Consider the following 19,500-nt stretch of genomic DNA (forward strand, 5'->3'; position numbering starts at 1 on the left):
GCCTTGCAGCCGGGCCAGTGCGTGCTGATCGACCTGTGGTGCGCCGAGCCAGGGCGCCCCTACAGCGACGTGACCTGGGTGGGGTACGCCGGCGAACCCACGGCCGAGTATCTGGAGGCGTGGGAAGCGGTGCGTGCGGCGCGTGACGGGGCCATAGCCCTGATGCGGCAGAACTGGCCGCAGGTGCAGGGCTGGGAAGCCGACCGCCACGCCCGTAAGGCGATGGGAGAGCGGTGGGAGGCGCACTTTCTGCACCGTCTGGGACACGACCTGGGGAGCGATACGCCGGGGTCGGGTCTGCACGGTGCCGGGGCCAACCTGGACGACTACGAAACCCATGACACCCGCCAGCTGACCCCCGGCCTGGCTGTAACGGTCGAGCCGGGCGTGTACCCGTTGGAGCGCGGGTTCGGGATTCGCAGCGAGGTGAACCTGTACCTGGGCGGGGCCGGCCCGGAGCTGACCACCGACTTGCAGCGGGAGCCGTTCCGGTTAGGTGGCCCGGAAAGCTGGGCCGAGGTGCGGGCGCGGGCCTACGGGCGGGCCGACTCGGAATAGACAGTGCTGCGGGTGGGCTGAGCCTGGCCCGCCGCCCACAGGTAGTACACCAGCGTGGTCACAAAGACGGCCGCGCCGGTCGCGAACACCCCGCTGTGCCCGTAGTGGGTCCACATCAAACCGCCTAGCACCGGCCCGGCAGCGTAGCCCAGGGCTTCCACCGTCATGATGGCGCCCCAGCCGGTCATGCGCTGGCCCTGGGGCAGCACCTGACCCACCAGACCGTTCCAGCCGGTCAGGAAGGCGCCGTAGCCCATGCCCAGCAGCGGCAGTGCCAGCCACAGCCGGTCTTCGGGATGGGGCAAGGCCAGCAGGCCGTAGCTGAGGGCCAGCACCAGCAGCCCTGGCAGCAGTGCCCGGCGCGGCGAGGTGCGGTCGGCCAGGCGGCCCGCCAGCCACAGCGTCAGCCCCAGGCCCACCAGCAGGCCCAGCGCGGGCCAGGCCAGGTCCATCATGCCCAGGCCAAACTGTGCCAGCAGCGGAAAAACCAGGGTGACCAGCAGGCCCGGCGCCAGGGTCTGCGCTAGGGCGGCGGGCAGCAGCAGCGCCACGCCGCTCCACTGCCGGCGCAGTTCACCCAGCGAGGCGGCCCGGTTGCCGGTCTGGGGCGCAGGTTTCAGGCGCAGCAGGGTGAGCGACAGCAGCAGCGCCAACCCCTGCAAGCCCAGCAGCAAGTCCAGCCCTTGCTGTGGCTGACGCTGCATCAGCGGGCCGAGCACGCCTACACCCAGCGCCAACCCTGGGGCCACCGCCAGCGAGGTAAGGGCCAGCGCCCGCGAGGTGCGGCCCGGCTCGGCCAGCAGCTGCGAGTAGCCCATCACCACCGGCCACAGTGAGCCGTACAGCACTCCCCACACTGCTGCCAGTGCGAACAGCGCCAGGTAGGGCAGATGGCCCACCGTGACCGTGCCCAGCACCAGCAGCCCGGCCAGCGAGGCCAGGGCCAGCAGCAGCCCCGCGCCCCAGCGGCCGGCCAGGTACCCCATCGGCCCTTTGCTCAGGGCGTCGGCCAGGTAGTGTCCGCCGGTCAGGGTGCCGATAAGGGCGGCATTTAGGCTCAGGGACTCGGCGCGCAGCGGCAGGGCAGTGATGAAAAACCCGAAGTGCGCCGCTTCGCTCAGAATCAGCAGGGCCAGCAGGCGCAGCATCAGGGCAGGGTTTTTCCACAGCATGTCTGCCCGATTCTACTGGTCCGAGGTGGGAAGGGGCGTCATCCAAAAGGACTCCCCCTGCCGGTAGGGCGGGGGAGTCACGTTCGGGGCGGAGGCTCTGCCCTGCCGAGAATGGGCTGAATCGGCCGGGGCCACGTGAATTACTCAGGGCTACGTGGATCAGTCGGGCGAAACGGCGCCGCGCACAATCTGGAACTTGGGCGAGGTGTACATCTCCCAGTGTGCCGGGTTGTTGGGGTTGCCCAGCGCCTTGAGCACGCGCAGGCGCAGCTGGTACTGGCCGGCCGGAGCCTCGGCGCCGCCCTCGTAGGTGCCGTCCCACACGTAGTCGCTCCAGGGGCGCGAATCGGAGCCGATCTGGTAGACGTTGGTGCCGTCACGGCCCACGTAAGGGAAGGTCTGGACCGGATGCGCAGTGCCGCTGGCGTCCACTGCCTCCATGACGATGGTCTGGACCTGATGGTCGAGGTGCACCCACAGGGTGGGGGCGTCCAGCACCTTCAGGCCGCGCTGACCCACCATCCGGTCAAAGGTGAGGAAGGTGTAGTCGGGCAGTTGCTCCGGGGTTTCGTTCTCGAAGTACACCTTGTCGCGGGCCGGGTCGTACAGCGCCGGGAAGTCGCGCTTGGTGGTCTGGGTGCCCTGCACGAAGTACACCGGACCCATCGCCTCAAGCTTCTGGTAGTCGCCCTGGAAGCCGCCGTAAGGCACCGAGACGGTTTCGGACGTGCCCTTGGCAACGAGGTAGCCGCCGTACTGGGCGTAGTCGGACTTGCTGTCCAGGTCGCTGGGCGCGGTGATGGTCACGTTCAGCTCGGTCTGGCCGCCGGCGGGGACGGTGACCTGCACGCCGCCCTGGCCGGCACTGTCGAGGTCGGCGCTCTGGCCGTTCACGGTCATGGTGGCCCGGCCCGTGCTGGGCTTGGGGCTGTAGGTGGTGCCGGCCACGCTCAGCGCGGGGAGGTGCTGCACGGTAAAGGTCTGCGGCTTGTCGCCGCGGTTGGTCAGCACCACGACCTTGCTGCGGCTGGGCATGCCGTCGCTTTCGCCCAGCGACAGCTTGGCCGGCGCGGCGAAGACGGTGCTGGCGTAAGCGGCGGGAATATCCAGCATGCCCGCGCCCTGCAGCTGGGTGTAGATGGGCGTGCCGGGCACCGGCTGACCGTCCTTGAAGAACAGGCGGGTGCTGGCCGTGTTCATCATGCGGGTCTTGACGTCCTCGGGGGTCCAGTCGGGGTGGGCCTGCAGCAGCAGTGCGGCGGCGCCGGCCACGTGGGGCGCGGCCATAGAAGTACCGCTCTTGATGCCGTAGCCGCTGGGGTCATAGCCCGTATTGCTGGGGTCGGTGGGCACGGCCGAGTAGATGTTGCCGCCGGGCGCGGCCAGCTCGGGCTTCAGCTCCAGGTCCGGGCCCATGCCGTACGAAGAGAAGCTGGTGATAGAGCCGCCCGTGGGGTTCTTGAAGCGCTGCTCGCCCGCATTGAAGCTGACGGTCACGGCTTTGCCGGCCTGCACGTCGGCGCGGATGGCTTCGCCCTCTTCTTTCAGGAAGGAGGCAAAAGGAATCTTGAGGTTAGCGTCGCCCAGGCCGGGTGAGATGTAACCCGGCAGATTGTTGAACATCAAAATAGCGCTGGCCCCGGCGGCGGCCACGTTCTTGGCTTTTTCCACGAAGGTGCAGGTGCCGCGCTGAATCAGTACGGCCTTGCCCGTGAACTGACCAGCGACGAACGGGTTCCCGCCGTTCACGTTGCAGGCGGTGATGGGGTCGGCCACGACCACGGGCAGAACCTTGCCCACTTCCGGTTCGCCGGCGGGGGTGCCGGCCATGTACCCCACGCTGCGGGTCTGGCCGTCTACGGTCAGGTTGAAGCTCTTGAGGCTGATTTCGGCGTTGTCCACGGCGGCCACCGAAATCACCTTTTCGGCCAGCGAGGGTGCGCCGGTGGCAAACTGGCCGTTGGCGCCGCTGTTGCCGGCCGAGACCGTGACGACCACGCCGCGCTTGACCAGGCGGTCGGCCGCCTTGGCGGTGGGGTACTCGGCCCACTGGTACGAGGAGCCGATGCTCATGTTCACCACGTCCATGCCGTCCTGGGCGGCACGTTCCATCGCCTGCAGCATGATGTCGCCGGTGGTGGAGCCTTCACAGCCGAACACGCGGTAGGAACCGAACGACACCTCGGGCGCCACGCCCTTGAAGCCGGTGGCCGGGTCGTTGCCGCCCACGATGCCGGCCACGTGCGAGCCGTGCCCGCCGCAGTCGTCGGCAATGGGGTCCGGCTGGGGAATGGGGTTGCCGTTGGCGGTGGAGGCGTCAAAGTCGTCGCCCACGAAATCGTACTGCGACACGATCCGCCCGGCGAAGGCGGGGTGCTCGTTGTCGATGCCCGAGTCGATGACGCCTACCTTGACGCCCTTCCCGGTCAGTCCCAGCTCGTTCTGGGCGATATCGGCGCCGGTCATGCCGACTGCGCTGAACATTTCCGGGGCGCTGCTGCCTTCTTGCAGCTGTGGCTGCTGGATGATATCCACCGGATACACGGCCTTCACGCCCGGCAAGCGGGTGAACTTGCCGACTTCCTGGTCGGCGATCTCCACCGAAAAGCCGTTGAACAGGGTCTGGAAGCTGGCGACTTCCTGATACTCGATGCCGGCGCTCTGGGCCTGTAGGCGCACGCTCTGCTGCTGAGCACTCAGGCTCTGGGCACTCAGGGCGCCCGGCTCACCTTCCAGCTCGATAAACCAGCGGCCTGAGGGGCTGGTGTTGGGGGCGATGCCCAGCTCGGTGGCGGTGTGGCCGGCGGCAGGCTGGGCGGGACCAGCGGCGGGAGTGTTCTGGGTCTGTCCGCAGGCCCCCAGGAACAGGGCGCCCGACAGCAGGGTGATGGCTTTGATTCGGTTCATGTCAGAGCTCCTTGAAAAGTCAGCGCCGGTTCAGCGTGACGGTATAGAGGTTCTTGGCGTTGTCGTCGGTGGCTGCGGGGTCGTTGACCAGCTTGAAGCTGGTGACTTCGATGGCGTAGCGGCCGGTTTTGTCGGCATTGAACAGCACCTGGGCGTCCAGCGAGTTGTCGCTGGGGTTGTAGGCGCCGTCGTCGTCCTTTTCCAGCAGCACCCAGCCGTCGTTCAGGTACACCCGCACCACCGGGTCCAGGGTGCTGCCGGCGGGCGCCTTGACATCAATCTGCAGCCGGTCGCCGGCCGCCGCGTCGAAAATGTAGTAGTCGAAGTCGCGGGGCTGGCCGGCAATCACGCCGCCGTAGGTCTGACCGGGGGTGATGGTCACGGGCGCGGCCATGGTCGTGTCGGTGGTGCGGTCAGGCGCTCCGGCACTGGGCTGTCCGGGTTGTCCGGGTTGGGTGGGCACGCCGGGCTGACCACAGGAGGCCAGCAGCAGGCTAAGGCCGAGAAGCGCGGGGAGGGTTCGTTGCATAGGGTCTCCTTACAGGGCAAAGAAATACAGGGGCGGCCGGGAGGCCAGGGAACAAACGAGGGACTCCGCAGGCCGGTGTAAACCGCTCTGCGAAAAATAACTGCTCTTGTAAAGCAGTTGCAGGGAACCAAAACTCCTTCGTTTGATTATTCGCATTAAACTTACATCAATCTCACGCTTGGAACAAGACCCTGACAGCCCCCTGACAAGCGGCGGCAGCCAGGACGCTCGGGAGACTGTTAAGACTGTTAAGGCGCGGGCAGCAGCAGCGCGCCGCTGGGCTGCGTGAGTGAGCAGGCGCTGAGCACCGCCGCAACCTGCTCGGACATCACGGCCCGGAACTCGGCGGTGAGGTCTTCAGGGCTGATGGGCCGTTCGCCGGTCTGGTGCATATTTTCCAGGCCCAGCACGAACAGCCGCTCGGCGGGCGTGTCGGCGCGCAGGCCCGTTTCGGCGGCCAGGCGGCGGGCGGCGCTGCTTACCTCGGCAGGGGTGGGTGGGTGGCGGTGCAGCCCGGCCACGGTATCCAGAAAGAGCCGGGTCACTTCGCCGGCCCGGTCGGGGTCGCACGAAAAGCCACCCTCGAAACTGCCGCAGTCCCGGAAGTCGAGGTGACCCAGGTCGGCACTGTCGGCCAGGCCGCTGTCCAGCAGTGTCCAGTACAGCCGGCTGTTCTCGCCGCCGGTCAGTTCGGCCAGCACGGTGGCGGCGGCCCGCAGGGGATGGCACGAAGGCAGCCCCGGCCAGGCGAAGGCGCCCTGGGCACGTTCCAGCCCCGGCCAGACCAGCTGCCGCACCTGTCCGCTGGGAGTAGGGGAGACTGCGGGGGCAGCTGTGGGAAGGGCCGCTCCCGGCCAGGGCCAGTGGGCCAGTTCGCGCTCGGCCCAGGCCCAGACCTCGGGCTCGTCCAGGGCGCCGGTGATCACCAGCAGCACGTTCTGCGGCGCGTAGGCCTGCTGAAGCTGCGTGTGCAGGGCAGTGCGGTCCAGGGCGCTCACGCTGCCGGGGCTCCCCAGGATGTTCTGCCCCAGCGGGTGCGTGCCCCAGAATTCGGCCTGCATGGCTTCCACCACCCGCACGCCCGGCTGCGAGGCGTACATCGCTATTTCTTCCAGAATCACCCCGCGCTCGGCGGCGATATCGGCTTCCCGCAGGGCCGGATTCAGCAGCTCACGCAGGGTTTCCAGCAGCTGCGGCAGGTCTTCGGGCAGGCCGGCAATGTGGTAGACGGTCTGCTCCTGCGAAGTAAAAGCGTTGTGTGCTCCGCCCAGCCAGTCGAGCCGCTCGTTCAGCTCGGCGGCGCTGAGCCGCTCGGAGCCCTTGAACAGCAGATGTTCCAAAAAGTGCGCGGCGCCCTGCCCGCCCGGCCGGTCATGCCGCGCCCCGCTGGCGATAAAGAAACCGGCGGCCACTGTAGAAGCCTGCGGGTCGCTCTCGGTCAGCAGGCGTAGGCCGCTTGGCAGTCGCCCCAGCCGCAGCTGGCGGCCGGTATCCGCCCCGCTCATGCGCTCAGCTCCTGTGCGCCCAGGCTGAGCGGAGCGCGGCCCAGTGTGACCAGCGCCGCGCCCGGCAGGGGGTCAGGGAGAGCCGCCAGGTAGCCGTTCACCTCTTCCAGAGTGATGGCCCGCAGCTGGCCCCGCAGCTCGCCAGGCTCGCGCAGGCGGCCCAGCAGCACCAGGTCGCGCAGCATGGCGCCGGCCCGCGCACGCAGGCCCTCTTCCGAAAAGGCCAGTCCAGTCAGCAGGCCGCGCCGGGCCCGCTCGAATTCATGTGTGGTGAGGCCCAGGCGCAGCCGCTCCGTTTCGGCCAGCAGCACGTCCAGGGTCTCCTGGGCGCGGCTGGGCGTGCTGGCGGCCCCCAGCTGCCAGAATCCCTGCGACCCCAGCAGCAGCGCGGAGGCGTGCGCGGCGTAGGCCAGGCCGCGTTCTTCGCGCACGGCGTGGAACAGGCGGCTGGCGCTACCTCCCGAAAAGGCCGTCAGGGCCAGCTGACTGGGCAGATAGTCGGGATGGTTGGCACCCACCGCCGGCCAGCTGAGGCTGAGGTGGGTCTGCTCACTGCCCGCATGGCTGAGGTGCGAGCGCACGCCTGCATGAAAGTGCGGCTCGGGAGCTTCTGGAGTGGTGCCGGGCGCCCAGTCTCCGAACACTTCTTCTACCTGCTCGCGGATTTCGGCCGCGCTCAGGTCGGCCACCACGGCCAGCAGGCTGCCCTGTGCACCCCAGCGGGCGTGGGCGTCCCGCAGGCTCTGTGCGGTCAGGGCGCTCAGGCCCGCGTGGGTCCCGCTGACCGGATGGCCGAAGCCGGCCAGCATGGCGCCGCTCCCCTGGGCCGGGCGCGGTCCCCCGAACACGGCCGCGCGGGTATGCAGGGCCAAGCGTTCCTCAGGCGTGTCCTGCAGCCCTTCCAGGTCCTGCCGGGCCAGGTCGGCCAGCACCGGCACCTCGCTTGCCGGCAGGGCGGGGCGGCGAACCACGTCGGCCAGCAGGCGCAGGGCGGCCGGCAGGTCGGCGTTCAGGCCGCTCAGGCTCAGGCGGGTGGCTTCGGTCCCCACGCCACCCCCATGCCGCAGACCCAGTGCATCGAACGCGTCAGCCAGAGCGCGGGCGTCCCGGTCTGCGGCTCCCTTGAACAGCCATTCTTCCAGCACGCCGGCCGTGCCCTCCAGGCCCAGTGGGTCGTGGGCGCTGCCCCAGGGCACGCGCAGGCTGAGGGCAAAGGCGGCCCCGGCCCGTGGCTGGGCGGCCAGCGTAAGGCCACTTGGCAGGGCGAACAGTTCGGCAGCGGGCGCGGCGGTGGCAGGACGGGCAGAGCGGGCGGTGGGCGGCGTGAATGTCACACCAGAGTGTAGTGCGCAGGAGCCGGGTGCGACTGCGGGCCAGAGCAGCCTTTGCCGCCTACGGACGCGCCAAATCGAGTTCCAGAAAGTCGCCGATGACGCTGTTCAGAATCCACCAGCCCGCTTCCGTGGCCTGCAGCTGCTGGCCTTCTTGAACCAGCAGGCCGCGCTCCACGTTGGCGCGGATGGCCGGGGCGTACTCGCGGGCCACATCCACGCCGCTGCGCCGCGACAGCTCGGCCAAGTTCACTCCTGTCCGCAGCCGCAGCCCCATGAACAGGGCGTCGGTGACCCAGTCGTGGCCAGTGACCAGCTCGGCTTCGCCCTGTGCGCCGGCCAGCCATTCGTGCAGATGAGGGTTGGTGCGGCGCATGGACACGGCCGGAGCCGCCGCCGGATAGTGCCCCGCCGCCCCCGGCCCCAGCCCCAGGTAATGCCGGGTGTGCCAGTAGGCCAGGTTGTGCTGCGACTGCTGGCCGGGGCGGGCGTAGTTGCTGATTTCGTAGCGTTCGTAGCCCAGTTCGGCCAGCAGGGCGGCCGTCACCTCGAAGCCGCGCCGCTCGTCGGCCTCGCTGACAGTCACGCCCCGGCGAGCAAATTCGGTGCCGGGTTCTATGGTCAGCGTGTAGGCGCTGATGTGCCCCACGCCCAGCTCGTGCAGGCCGCGAATGTCGGCTTCCAGCGGCTGCCCGGCCACCGCCGTAATCAGGTCGCCGCTCACCCGGAACTCCCGCGCCAGCAGGTGCTCCACGGCAGCGCGGGCCTGCGCCGCCGAGTGCCGCCGGCCCAGAAACAGCAGGGTCGGGTCGTGCAGGCTCTGCACGCCCACGCTGGCGCGGTCAAAACCCAGTGCCCGCCAGTGCGCTGCCCGCTCTGCGCTGACGGTGCCGGGGTTGATCTCCAGCGTATTTTCGGCCCGGCCCCAGCCCAGCCAGCGCTGCACGCTGCCGACCAGCGCTGCCATTTCGCTGTCGCGCAGGAAACTGGGAGTGCCGCCGCCCAGATACACCGTGTCCAGCTCCACCGGGTACTCGGCGGCCAGCCGCTCAGCTTCACGCTCCACCTGCGCCAGATACTGCTCGACCAGTCCGCTCTGGCGCGTCAGCACATGAAAGTCACAGTAGGGACAGATGCTGGGACAGAACGGCACATGCACGTACAGATGGCGGATGGGGGCCGGGGCGGGAACGCTCACGGGCCGCAGTATGGCGTGACCCGCCGTCCAGTGACCGCGAGCCGTAAGCGTTTGGTGCCGCCCAGCTATCTCAGCGCCCGTGCGGCACCTCGTCCAGCCAGCGTTCCAGGGCAGCCTGCGCCCCGGCAGCCGGGCTGCGGCGCAGGGGCAGCCCTTCCCAGTCGGGTGCGGGTTCGCCCTCCAGCAGCAGCACGCCGCGTGCGCCCAGCTCGTGGGCGGCGGCCGACACGGCGGCCGGGTCGCTGAACACCACCAGGTCCACCCGGCCTTTGCCGTCCAGGGTGCTCAGGGCATCCAGCGCCGCGTCCAGTGCGGCGTCCCCGGCCGCCTCGGGCAGGGCCAGCAGCCAGCGGTGGCCGCCACTGCGGCCCTCGAAGCAGGCATGCACGGCGCCGTGCAGGTCCGTCCAGTTGGAGATGTGTCGCATGGCCTCCAGCATAAGGGGTAGGGCCTGACCGGCGGCAGCGAAAGTTTGGGATAGCCTGAGACCATATGCGCGTTGCCGTGGCCGACGTCGGAACCAATTCCACCCACCTCCTGATTGCCGAGGCGCAGGGAGGACATTACCGGGTGCTGGACGCCCTGAAGGTCCGTACCCGGCTGGGTGAGTGCCTGGACGAAAGTGGAAACATGACCCCCGAGGGCGAAGAGCGGCTGCGCGGCGCCCTGCTGCGCTTCCGCGAACTGGCCGACGCGCTGGAAGTGCCCAATGTGCGCGTGTACGCCACTTCGGCGCTGCGTGAAGCTCCCAATGGCCCTGAAATCGCCGAGCGGATGCGGCAGGAGACCGGCGTGTATCCGGTCATCATCAGCGGGGAGCGCGAAGGCCGGCTCACCTATCTGGGCGCGGCCCACTCGGTGGAGTTCGGTGACGACAATCTGCTGCTCGACCTGGGCGGCGGCAGCCTGGAGCTGATTCGTGGCAGCGCCGAGGAAGTGCAGGACGTGGTCAGTCTGCCGCTGGGCGGTATCCGCATGCAGGACCGCTTCTTGCACCGCGACCCGCCCGGCAAGTCGGAATACCGGGCGCTGGTCGCCTATCTGCAGGGCGCGCTGGAGCCTTACCGTGGACGCTTCGGGGCCGGGCCAGACACTCAGGTCGTGCTGTCCAGTGGCACCGCCGAGGACCTGGCGCTGGCTGTGGCGGCGCGGGCCGGGCAGGCTCCTTCCAGTGTCAACGGCCTGCGGATGACGCTGGACGAGCTGGGCGGCCTGCTGGGTGACCTGCGCCGCATGTCCGAAGAGGAGCGGGCGCGGATTCCTGCGTTTGCCAAGCGCGCCCGCATCATCGTGGCGGCGGCGGCAGTGCTGCATACGGCGCTCAGCGTGCTGGGTGCCCGCGAGGTGGTCATCAGCGAGGGTGCCCTGCGTGAGGGCATGGTGGTAGAAGAGTTGCAGCGCCATGAGGACTACGTGGCCGGCCTGACGGCCCGGCACCGCGGCGCCCTGGCCCTGGCCGAGCGCTTCCGCGCCGACTTGCCGCACGCCCGGCAGGTCACGGCGCTGAGCAAAGAGCTGTACGACCAGCTGAGCGGCCAGGGCCAGGCACTCCCCGAAGAGGGGCGCGGCCTGCTGCGGGCGGCTGCCACCCTGCACGAGGTAGGCCAGCTGGTCACGCAGAGCAGCCACCACAAGCACTCGGCGTACCTGATTCGCCATGGCGGCCTGCTGGGCTTCGGTGCCCGCGAGGTGGAGCTGGTGGCCCAGATTGCCCGCTACCATCGCCGCAGCCTCCCCAAGGAGGCGCACGAGGACTGGACGGCCCTCAACCGTGAGGACCAGACGTTGGTCTCGCAGATGGCCGCCATTCTGCGGGTGGCCGACGGTCTGGACCGCTCCTACGGCGGGCATACCCGCATAGAGACGCTGGAGCGCAGCGGCAAGGGCTGGTGCCTGACCGCCTGTGTGCCCAACACCCTTGACCGCCAGGGCGCTCAGGAGAAGGCCGACCTGTGGGCCCGCGAGTTCGGGCCGCTCAGTTTCGTCTGGCTCAGCGAGGAAGAGTGCCTAGACGCTGCCGAAATGGCGCTGGAGCTTGAGGGAGGCCGCCCCGCCTGAGCAGCGCAGCGGGCGTGACCGGGCACGGGCGGCCGATTCATCTTTGGGGGTGCAGGTGCAGCTCCCGGCGCGGGGCGGGGGATAGACTGGGCGGGTGCGTATCGGCATTGTCACCGCCACTTATCCGCCTTCCAGAAACGGTGTGGCGACTTCCACGGCGCTGTTTGTGCGGGGCCTGCGCGCCCTGGGTCACGAGGTCCGGGTCTTCGCGCCCCGGCATCCGGCCCAGTACCGCCAGCCCGGCTGGGTCGAGGAGGGCGAAGTGTACCGCCTGCCCACCTCTTTCCGCGCTGCCCGGCTGCTGGGGGCTCCGGCCGATTATCCGGTGCTGCTCCATCCCCGCTCGCTGACCCGCCGGCTGCCGCTGGATGACCTGGACGTGCTGCACACCATGCACCCTTTTCTGGCCGGGCGCTTGGCGCTCGACTGGTCGCGCCGACCGGGCCGCGTGACCGGGCGGCGGGCGCCGGTGGTGTACACCGCCCACACCCAGTACGACCAGTACCTGCACTACTCGCCGGTGCCGCCCCGGCTGGCCGCCCCTGCCATGCGCCGGCATGTGGTCGAGTTCGCTGCCCAGGTGGACGCGGTGCTGGCTCCCGGGCAAGCCATGCAGGAGATGCTGCGCCGCTACGGCTATGCGGGTGAGGTGCAGCTGTTTCCCAACCCGGTGGACCTGTCGGCCTTTACGGCTGCGGACGGCGGTCCGCTGGACGGTGCCGCCTTCCGGGTGCAGTACGGCCTGAACCCGCAGGCTCCGCTGGCCATGTACCTGGGCCGCCTGGCCCCGGAGAAGAATCTGGAGGCGTTGCTGGCCGCCTTCGCCCTGGCCCGCCAGAGCCGCCCGGAGTTGCAGCTGGCGGTGGTGGGCGACGGTCCCAGCTACGCCGAGCTGAGCCGCCGCCTTCCCCCCGGCGCAGTCCTGACCGGGGGGCTGCCCTATGAACAGGTGCCGCTGGCCCTGGCTGCGGCCGACGTGTTCGTGACTGCCAGTACCTCCGAGGTGCTGCCCATGAGCATGATTGAGGCGCTGGCAGCCCGCGCTCCACTGGTGGCGGCCCGCAGCCCCGCTGCCCTGGATTTGATACAGGAGGGGGTCAATGGCCATGTGACCGGGCCGCAGGCGGAAGCGCTGGCGCAGGGCCTGCTGGCCGCGCTGGACCCCCGCGCCTTACCTGGCCTGCGCCGTGGCGCCTGGGACACTGCCAGGACCTACGACCTGTCCCGGCGGGCACAGGCCCTGGCCGAGCTGTACAGCGGGCTGCTGGACCGCTGCTAGAGGCTGTCCGGAAAACCGCGGAGTGGTCGCCCTCCCGCGGTTTTCCGTGAGCGGAGCGAGTCAACACGGACTCACTTGGACCTCGCGGCTTAACCGTTCAATGACTGACAACCTCCTCAGACGGATTCTTGCTTGTGGCTGGGAGGCTAAGCCTGGAAAGTGAGTGATGTGAGGAGGAATGTGGGGCTCAGCCCACCGACTGAGGACTCGTAGGGATTCTTAGAGAGGAAGTGAGATCGGGACGGGCTATAACACCGTCCCTTTCGCATTTTTAGAGGGCTGCTGTTAACCTTTCTTCGCGGTAAAGTCAGATTCCGGCCAGGTGTCGAGCCACTTCACCAGATCTTCGGGCGGAACAGGTCGGGAAAAGAGATAGCCCTGCATGGTGTCACAACCCAGCCTAAGCAGGACTTCGGCCTCTTCAGGTGTTTCTATGCCCTCGGCAATGACCTCCAGCCCTAGGGCCTTGCCCATTTCAACGACGGCCGTGACCAGTGCAGAGGCCTGCTTGTCCTGCGTGACGCCCTGCAAAAAGGACCGATCTATCTTCAGTATTCTTAAGGTAACTGAGGCTTGAATACCCGGTGCCGAAATCATCGATAGCGACCCTGACGCCCAACTGTTTCAGGTTTGCCACGGTTTGTCTCGTACGTTCAGCGTTAGACATCAGCAAGCTTTCGGTGACTTCCAGTTCCAGGTAAGCGGGGGGAAGCTGGGTACGGGCCAGACAGGCCTGCACCATCGGCACGAAGTGCTGGTCCGCAAACTGTTTGGCCGAGATATTTACCGCTACAGGCAATCGGATGCCGGTCTCCTGGTACCACGCCTCGCATTGCAGGCAGGCAGTTTCCAACACCCAGGCTCCCAGAGGAAGAATTAAGCCAGTTTCCTCCGCTAGCGGAATGAACTCTAGCGGAGGAACAATCTGACCGCACGGCCTTTGCCAACGTAACAGGGCCTCGGCGCCCACGACCTTCCGCTGGGCGATATTGACCTTTGGCTGGTAGACCAGCTTGAACTGCAGTTCTTCCAGAGCCTGTCGTAAGTCGATCTGAAGCCGACGCCGGCTCTGTAAATGCTCGTGTAATTCCGGGGAATAGAAGTGATAGCAGTTTCGCCCCTCGGCTTTAGAGAGGTACATAGCTGCGTCGGCATGCTTGAGCAGGTCCTCTGGATTGTTGCCGTCGTCTGGGAAAAGTGCTGCCCCTACGCTACAGGTGACGGTAATTTCATGGTTGTCGATCACAAAAGGGACGCTCAGCGCCTCCACGAGCTTGTGAATTACGTCCTCGGCATGTTCGGCTTCAGTCAGGTTGGTGAGCAGAATGATAAATTCGTCGCCGCCCTGACGGCTGACCGTATCGCTGGCCCGCAGGCAGCTTTTCAGCCGGTTCCCCACCTCCTTAAGCAATAAGTCGCCCATGTGGTGGCCGAGCAGGTCGTTGATTTCCTTAAAGTGGTCGAGATCAAGAAAAAGCAGAGCAAAGGGCTGCCCTAACCTCCTTGACTGCAAGATGGCCTGAAGAACACGGTCATACATCAGGACTCGGTTGGGCAAACCGGTCAGGCTATCGTGCCGCGCGAGATGACTCATGCGGATAGCCATGGCCCGCGCTTCGGTCACATCGTGAAACACCAGGATCGCGCCCAGCAATTGACCGTCGTTGTCCAAAATTGGGGAGGCCGAGTCCTCAATGGTAAAGACTGTTCCGTCACGGGAGCGCAGCTGGGTGTTACTGATCCGTGCTTAAGTTGCTAGCGAAGCAGTAAAGGGTGTGCCTCGGATAAAGGCTAGTGGCAAAGATTTGCGCCGGATGTGCTGCCATCCCACTTTCAACCGCTTCGTCAGCATTTCTGTCGTTAGCGCACAGAAGTTACCTACGACATTCCGTTTGAGATCTGCCCAGATCAGTTCGATGGGATTCAATTCTGGCGCATAGGGTGGGAGATAGATCAGGGTTAGGCGTTCGTGCAGCTGCACGAACGCCTGCACTGCTTTCGACCGGTGAATCATGGCCCGGTCAAGGATGACTACCACCTCTCCGGCGACATGACGCAGGACATGATCCAGGAACTTCACGACTTGTGGGGACCGTACTGCACCCTGACAGGTGTGCTGCAAAAACTGTCCGCCTGTGGTGATGGCTCCAATCACAGAAAGATGTGCCCAACGCAGTTTTGTCGGGATAATCGGTGTCTCGCCTCGTCGTCCCCACGCGCGAACCCTTGTCGTCTTCAGACTGAACCCACTCTCGTCCAGAAAAATGATCGTCGCCCCCTCAGCCCTCTTTTTTTTCCAACGCCTCCTTCTGGAGACGGACCCAAGCTGCAATATCCTCTTCGTTACGCTCTACGGCCCGCAACGCGGGCCGCTGATACGAGAATCCCCAACGTCTGAGCTTCCTGGAAAGATGGGCACGGTCGATCCAGACCCCATACTTCAGACCGATCACTTGACGGACCTTGGGGACAGTCCAGCCACTGGTCTCGAAGCCATGCAGTCGGGGATCGCTCTCAAGAATGTCCTGAATTTCCTTCTGCTGGTCAGGGGTGAGGAACTCCGGGCGGCCAGTGGCACGGGAAGCGCGGAGCGCTTCCTCACCACCGTGGCGTATACGGGCACGCCAGGCACGAATAGTCACCTCAGCCACACCGAAATGTCGGGCCAGATCTCGAGTGGACCAGTCGGGATCATTCAGGAGGGGCTGAGCAGCCAGACGGCGCTCTTCCTGTTGAGTGCGGGAGAGACGAGCGGGTCGCCAAGCAGAAAGCGTCACACCTTATGTTACCAACTTAAGCACAAATCAATAAGAGACATGCCCACCGTTTTTCTCTCGCTGAGTGCCATGCGGATGGGGTTAGGCAGGGGGGTGAAGGTTCCCTCTTCGACCAGGTCCATGACTTCCTCGATAGGCTTGCCAAGCGCTTTTTCGAGGCTCCATCCGGTCATACGCTGCGCGACCGGATTAAACAGAGTAATTCTGCCCTCGGTATCTACGGCGATTACACTGTCTCCGATAGATTCAAGAGTGATGCGAGCCAGTTCTTTCTGCTTAAAAAGTGCCTTTTCGGCGTCATGCCGGGCCGTAATATCGATGCCCAGTGCCACAAAGCCTTGAATGTAGCCGTCTTCCATATCAGGAACATAAGAGAACTGCACTTGGCGGCGCTCTCCCCTGATATCGGTGATCTCGCGCTCGAAAAACTGTTCTTCTCCCCGCAGAACGCCTTCAATTTGTTCACGGTTACGCTGGTAGAGATTCTCACCGATCACCTCCCAGATGAAGAGTCCTTTCATCTGCTCCGGAGAGAACCCGAACCACTCGCCATAGGTGAAATTCCCGAAACGGTGCTGCAAATCCGTATCCCAGTAACCAATCATGGCGGGCGTGTTGTTCAGCACTATCTGGAGATCCCGGCTCTTGCGGATCTGTGCGCTAATGTCCTGAATCTGCCAAACGATAAAATGCGGCTGACCTGTTTCATCGAGAATCAAGGACACGTCGAGCTGTACCCAGATCACGTAACCGTTTTTATGCCAGTAGCGCTTTTGCGTCTCGTACTGTTGTATTTTGCCATCCAGCATTTCCTGCAACAGATGCTGATCAGTCTTAAGGTCCTCGGGGTAAATCAGTTCTTGAGAAGCAAGGGCGAACAATTCACCGCGAATAGGGGTTGACAGTGGGGCACCAAAAATGCGAAAGGGACGGTGTTATGGGCCGTCCCGATCTTACTTTACTTCCCATCCACGAAGCACTCCAAGTCCTCAGCCAGTGGGTTAAGCCTCACATCCCTGCCAAGTTGCTTCACAAGCACGAGAAAATTCTGACTACCCCTCAAAACTCCGGCAATCCCGTCTGAGACGCAAATTCTGTAGACACAAAAAGAGCTGGTTCATAAGGTGTATCTGCGATGAACCACCTGAACCAGCCCCCCCAAGATAGCCTCTTCACTGCCTTGCGTCCCTTTTTCCGTATTGACCAGCGACGGTTCACCGTCCTGGTCGCGTTGATTCTGGCGATCATCCAGCAGCGCAGCGTGGTGCTGAACAATCTGAAAGCTACGATCACTTTGCCAGGTAGTCGAGAAATGCGGTATCAACGCCTTCTGCGCTTTGTTCAGTTTTTGATTCCAGAGGAGATGTATCTGAAGTTTGCGCTTCACGTGCTGGGTACGGATGAGCTGACGCTCATCCTGGACCGGACGAACTGGAAACTGGGCAAGAGGGACGTCAACATCCTGATGCTGTCTGCGGTATGGGAAGGGTTCAGTTTGCCGCTGATGTGGCGTTTTCTCCCGCACGGGGGAAGCAGCGATCAGCGAATACGTAAGGAGCTGATGGCTGATTTTCTGCGTCACTGTCCACAGGTCCACATCGACGGTCTGCTTGCAGACCGTGAATTCATCGGCCAGGACTGGTTTACGTTCCTGAGCGAACATGGGATTGCTCCCTGTATCCGGCTGCGGAGTGACACCAAGATGGACAGCTTACCTGTCCACGTCTTCGCTAAGAAAATGCAGGTGGGAGAGGTTCGCGTCTGGCACAGCTCTATGGTGGTGTACGGGGTCAGACTCCGTGTTCTGGCACTGAAGGTCTCGAAGACGGAGATGCTGTACCTGGCCTACAAGGGCAGAGCAGATCAGAATTTGCGGAAGTACGCACTGCGCTGGCAGTGCGAAAACCTGCACGCTGCACTGAAAACCAGAGGCTTCGATCTGGAAGCGACCGGATTGACCCAGGCCGAGCGGGTGTCAACGCTGCTGATGGTGATCGCCATCAGCTTCATTTGGTGTTTGCGGACAGGTACGGTTCTGCTGCTTGAAGGCAACGTGGAGACCATGAAGGCCAAGCGCCAGAAAGCGCATGGCTACGCCAGCAAAAGTCTGTTTCGACTGGGCTTGGACGAGTTGCGAGATTTGCTCAGTCACCCAAGCCCTGAAAATTGGAACCGTCTAGCACGGCTTGTCCCGCGTTTTGAGGGGTAGTCAGAGAAAATTAGCGACGCTGACCTCATCGGTATCGCCATTCTGCAAATGCTTCACAAGCAACCCTATTTCAGCCGTTGGTGGCACTTTCTCACAGTCAACCACTTCCCAGACCTACCTTCCGAGACCCAGGCCAGAATCCGTCTGAAACGGCTTCTACCCGTCATCGAACACCTGAGCCACGAAGTCCAGAGCCTGGACTTCGTGGCGGTTGACTCCGAGCCGCTTCCCGTCTGTACGTTCAAACGTGCACCACGGTGCAAGTTTAGGGGAGCGCGGCACGGTTTCAGTACCGCTGGACCGGTCTTCGGTTTCAAGCTGCACGCCTGGTGTGGGTTGAACGGTGAAATTGTGGCCTACAACATCCGTGCAGCGAATGAGCATGACTACAGCGTCCTGTGTGAGATGAACCGGAAGTGGCCCGCTTATGGCGGGCCACAGCAGATTGGAGATAAGGGCTATCAGTCGCTGACCACCATCACACCCCCCAAAGTCAATGCACGGAGACCAAGTCCACGTTGGCGAGAAGAATTCGGGGCGGCCAGGAAGTGTATCGAATCGGCATTCTCGGTTCTGGTCGGTGCTGGATTACGTTGGGGACAGGTCAAAACGATGGCAAGCTTGAAACTCAAGGTCGCACTCCACGTCCTAGCGCACAACCTGAAATACAGAGACCTCATCACCTGACTCGGTTTTGTCAACCCCTATTCGCGGTAATTCCTCGCTGCTGTAGCCCAGAATGCGGCATAACGCGCTGTTGACAGAAAGGAAAGTCCCTTCAAGCGAGACCAAGGCCATGCCTATTGGAGACTCTTGAAACATGGCCTCATACATCTGGCTGCTAAATTCAGGCACGAAATTCTACCGAAGCAACTATTTCTTGTTCTAAGACAACATCTGCCATTTATACCCCGTCGGTAAATTATGGAGGTAAAATAGCATATTATTGATGATTTAATCTGAACTTTAGTTTGCTGCCTGTCACCGTGGATTGTCAATCTCTATATAGAAGCTGGATAAAAAATCGCGGTGTGGTCGCACTCCCACGATTCTCCGCGAGCAGAGCGAGTAAATACGGGCCTACTTGGCCCTCGTCCCCATTGTCCAGATGACCTCTCAGAAGATCTGAGTGGGGGGCAGGGTAGCAACACAATAAAAAGAGCCCCGCTCCTTTTCGGAAACGGGGCCCTTTCTTGGTGCCGAGGATGGGACTTGAACCCACACGCCTTGCGGCACTAGTCCCTGAAACTAGCGCGTCTACCAATTCCGCCACCTCGGCATCTTCGGTTCTTCCTTCGGCGCTTTTGAAGCGCTTCCGTGAATCAGGCTTGCTTAATTTACCGGCCGCGCCCGGTTCTGTCAAGGGGGTGGGAGAAGTGGACTGGAAAGGAGACCCCAGACATAGCTGACAGCTCGTTCCCTAGGCCAAATACACGCCGAAAGGGCGTCCTCAAAGTGAAGGTGAGGAGCTCCAGATTCCAAAGTTCCCTAGACCTTTCTGGCGGAAGCGAGTCAGGCCGGAGAGGCCCAGGTTGGCAGGGGGCAGGGCAAGGGAAGCCCGACAGTGGAGACCTTCCGCAAAAGACCAAAAAACCAGCCCGGAGGCTGGCCTTTGTTTGCGGGCGCTGACATGGCGCCCCTCTGACAGGGCTTACTTGACGATGCGCTGGCCGCGGCGGATGCCGAGCTTATCGGTCAGGGCAATGTAGCCATCGTAGTCGGTGCGCTCCATGTACTTCAGCAGGCGGCGGCGCTGACCGTTCAGCAGCTGCAGACCACGCTGGCTGTGCTTGTCCTTCTTGTTGGCCTGCAGGTGGGCGCTCAGGTTGTTGATGCGGGCGGTCAGCAGAGCCACCTGCACTTCGGTGCTGCCGGTGTCGTTCTGGCCGCGCTGGTTGTCAGTGATGACCTGTTTCTTGTCGATCATGTGTAAACCTCTCTTGTTGTGAAGTCCCGCGTGGTGCAGCCAGGGAAAAC

The 19,500-nt window shown here is 64.3% G+C and carries 15 protein-coding genes, 1 tRNA gene and 3 pseudogenes (1 of these 19 only partly in view); 6 read left to right on the forward strand and 13 right to left on the reverse strand.

Going from position 1 to position 19,500, the window contains the following annotated elements; translation table 11 throughout:
• A protein-coding gene (locus DEIPR_RS00155) for a M24 family metallopeptidase (protein ID WP_013613817.1) crosses the window boundary here: on the forward strand, positions 1-558 show its final stretch. Its footprint begins 723 nt before the window's first position; only the last 558 of its 1,281 coding nucleotides appear in the window; its start codon lies beyond the left edge, outside the window; the stop codon is at positions 556-558.
• Here the strand turns inward: DEIPR_RS00155 and DEIPR_RS00160 are convergent.
• From DEIPR_RS00160 to DEIPR_RS00190, 7 genes are all read right to left on the reverse strand, one after another.
• Positions 534-1,730, reverse strand: a complete 1,197-nt coding sequence (locus DEIPR_RS00160) for an MFS transporter (protein ID WP_013613818.1) — start codon at positions 1,728-1,730, stop codon at positions 534-536. The two genes, DEIPR_RS00155 and DEIPR_RS00160, sit on opposite strands and share 25 nt — an antisense overlap.
• A 159-nt stretch (positions 1,731-1,889) precedes the next feature.
• Positions 1,890-4,637 (reverse strand): S8 family serine peptidase, encoded by a 2,748-nt coding sequence (locus DEIPR_RS14700; RefSeq protein ID WP_013613819.1) that lies wholly within the window; start codon positions 4,635-4,637, stop codon positions 1,890-1,892.
• Positions 4,638-4,656: 19 nt separating this feature from the next.
• On the reverse strand, positions 4,657-5,166 hold the full coding sequence (locus DEIPR_RS00170; RefSeq protein ID WP_013613820.1) for a PPC domain-containing protein: 510 nt from the start codon (positions 5,164-5,166) through the stop codon (positions 4,657-4,659).
• 248 nt (positions 5,167-5,414) lie between these two features.
• Positions 5,415-6,671, reverse strand: a complete 1,257-nt coding sequence (locus DEIPR_RS00175) for a M16 family metallopeptidase (RefSeq protein ID WP_013613821.1) — start codon at positions 6,669-6,671, stop codon at positions 5,415-5,417.
• Positions 6,668-8,005 (reverse strand): M16 family metallopeptidase, encoded by a 1,338-nt coding sequence (locus DEIPR_RS00180; RefSeq protein ID WP_013613822.1) that lies wholly within the window; start codon positions 8,003-8,005, stop codon positions 6,668-6,670. The genes DEIPR_RS00175 and DEIPR_RS00180 overlap by 4 nt, the downstream gene beginning before the upstream one ends.
• 58 nt (positions 8,006-8,063) lie before the next feature.
• Positions 8,064-9,200: a radical SAM family heme chaperone HemW gene (hemW, locus tag DEIPR_RS00185; RefSeq protein WP_013613823.1), complete on the reverse strand. Its 1,137-nt coding sequence runs from the start codon at positions 9,198-9,200 to the stop codon at positions 8,064-8,066.
• A 70-nt stretch (positions 9,201-9,270) separates the two neighbouring features.
• Positions 9,271-9,627 carry a hypothetical protein gene (locus tag DEIPR_RS00190; RefSeq protein ID WP_013613824.1) on the reverse strand — a complete coding sequence of 119 codons (357 nt, stop codon included), beginning with the start codon at positions 9,625-9,627 and terminating at the stop codon, positions 9,271-9,273.
• A 65-nt stretch (positions 9,628-9,692) separates the two neighbouring features.
• On the opposite strand from DEIPR_RS00190, the gene DEIPR_RS00195 reads away from it, so the two are divergent.
• Positions 9,693-11,258, forward strand: a complete 1,566-nt coding sequence (locus DEIPR_RS00195) for a Ppx/GppA phosphatase family protein (RefSeq protein WP_013613825.1) — start codon at positions 9,693-9,695, stop codon at positions 11,256-11,258.
• A gap of 94 nt (positions 11,259-11,352) precedes the next feature.
• A complete protein-coding gene (locus tag DEIPR_RS00200; RefSeq protein ID WP_013613826.1) occupies positions 11,353-12,537 on the forward strand; it encodes a glycosyltransferase in 1,185 nt (394 codons plus the stop codon).
• Positions 12,538-12,822: 285 nt separating this feature from the next.
• Here the strand turns inward: DEIPR_RS00200 and DEIPR_RS00210 are convergent.
• From DEIPR_RS00210 to DEIPR_RS00220, 3 genes and pseudogenes are all read right to left on the reverse strand, one after another.
• Positions 12,823-14,143: pseudogene (locus DEIPR_RS00210) on the reverse strand (putative bifunctional diguanylate cyclase/phosphodiesterase).
• 141 nt (positions 14,144-14,284) lie between these two features.
• A protein-coding gene (locus DEIPR_RS14835) for an IS630 family transposase (protein ID WP_425358579.1) occupies positions 14,285-15,314 on the reverse strand; the annotation gives its coding sequence in 2 pieces (ribosomal slippage) (positions 14,285-14,821 and positions 14,823-15,314; 1,029 coding nt in all).
• A gap of 8 nt (positions 15,315-15,322) precedes the next feature.
• Positions 15,323-16,195, reverse strand: coding sequence for a PAS domain S-box protein (locus tag DEIPR_RS00220; protein WP_041221866.1), 873 nt, complete (start codon positions 16,193-16,195; stop codon positions 15,323-15,325).
• 56 nt (positions 16,196-16,251) lie between these two features.
• On the opposite strand from DEIPR_RS00220, the pseudogene DEIPR_RS14495 reads away from it, so the two are divergent.
• The 3 genes and pseudogenes from DEIPR_RS14495 to DEIPR_RS00230 form a co-directional block, all read left to right on the forward strand.
• Positions 16,252-16,362, forward strand: a pseudogene (locus DEIPR_RS14495) (IS982 family transposase); the annotation flags it as partial.
• 87 nt (positions 16,363-16,449) lie between these two features.
• Positions 16,450-17,523: an IS4 family transposase gene (locus DEIPR_RS00225; protein ID WP_013613827.1), complete on the forward strand. Its 1,074-nt coding sequence runs from the start codon at positions 16,450-16,452 to the stop codon at positions 17,521-17,523.
• A 3-nt stretch (positions 17,524-17,526) separates the two neighbouring features.
• Positions 17,527-18,210, forward strand: a pseudogene (locus DEIPR_RS00230) (IS982 family transposase); the annotation flags it as partial.
• Here the strand turns inward: DEIPR_RS00230 and DEIPR_RS14840 are convergent.
• The 3 genes from DEIPR_RS14840 to rpsO form a co-directional block, all read right to left on the reverse strand.
• A complete protein-coding gene (locus DEIPR_RS14840) occupies positions 18,172-18,357 on the reverse strand; it encodes a PAS domain S-box protein (protein WP_148231839.1) in 186 nt (61 codons plus the stop codon). The pseudogene DEIPR_RS00230 and the gene DEIPR_RS14840 overlap by 39 nt on opposite strands.
• Positions 18,358-18,717: 360 nt before the next feature.
• A tRNA-Leu gene (locus DEIPR_RS00240) sits at positions 18,718-18,802 on the reverse strand.
• 372 nt (positions 18,803-19,174) lie between these two features.
• Positions 19,175-19,450, reverse strand: a complete 276-nt coding sequence (gene rpsO, locus DEIPR_RS00245; RefSeq protein ID WP_013613829.1) for a 30S ribosomal protein S15 — start codon at positions 19,448-19,450, stop codon at positions 19,175-19,177.
• Positions 19,451-19,500 lie beyond the last annotated feature (50 nt).

Source organism: Deinococcus proteolyticus MRP, from assembly GCF_000190555.1.
Classification (GTDB): domain Bacteria; phylum Deinococcota; class Deinococci; order Deinococcales; family Deinococcaceae; genus Deinococcus; species Deinococcus proteolyticus.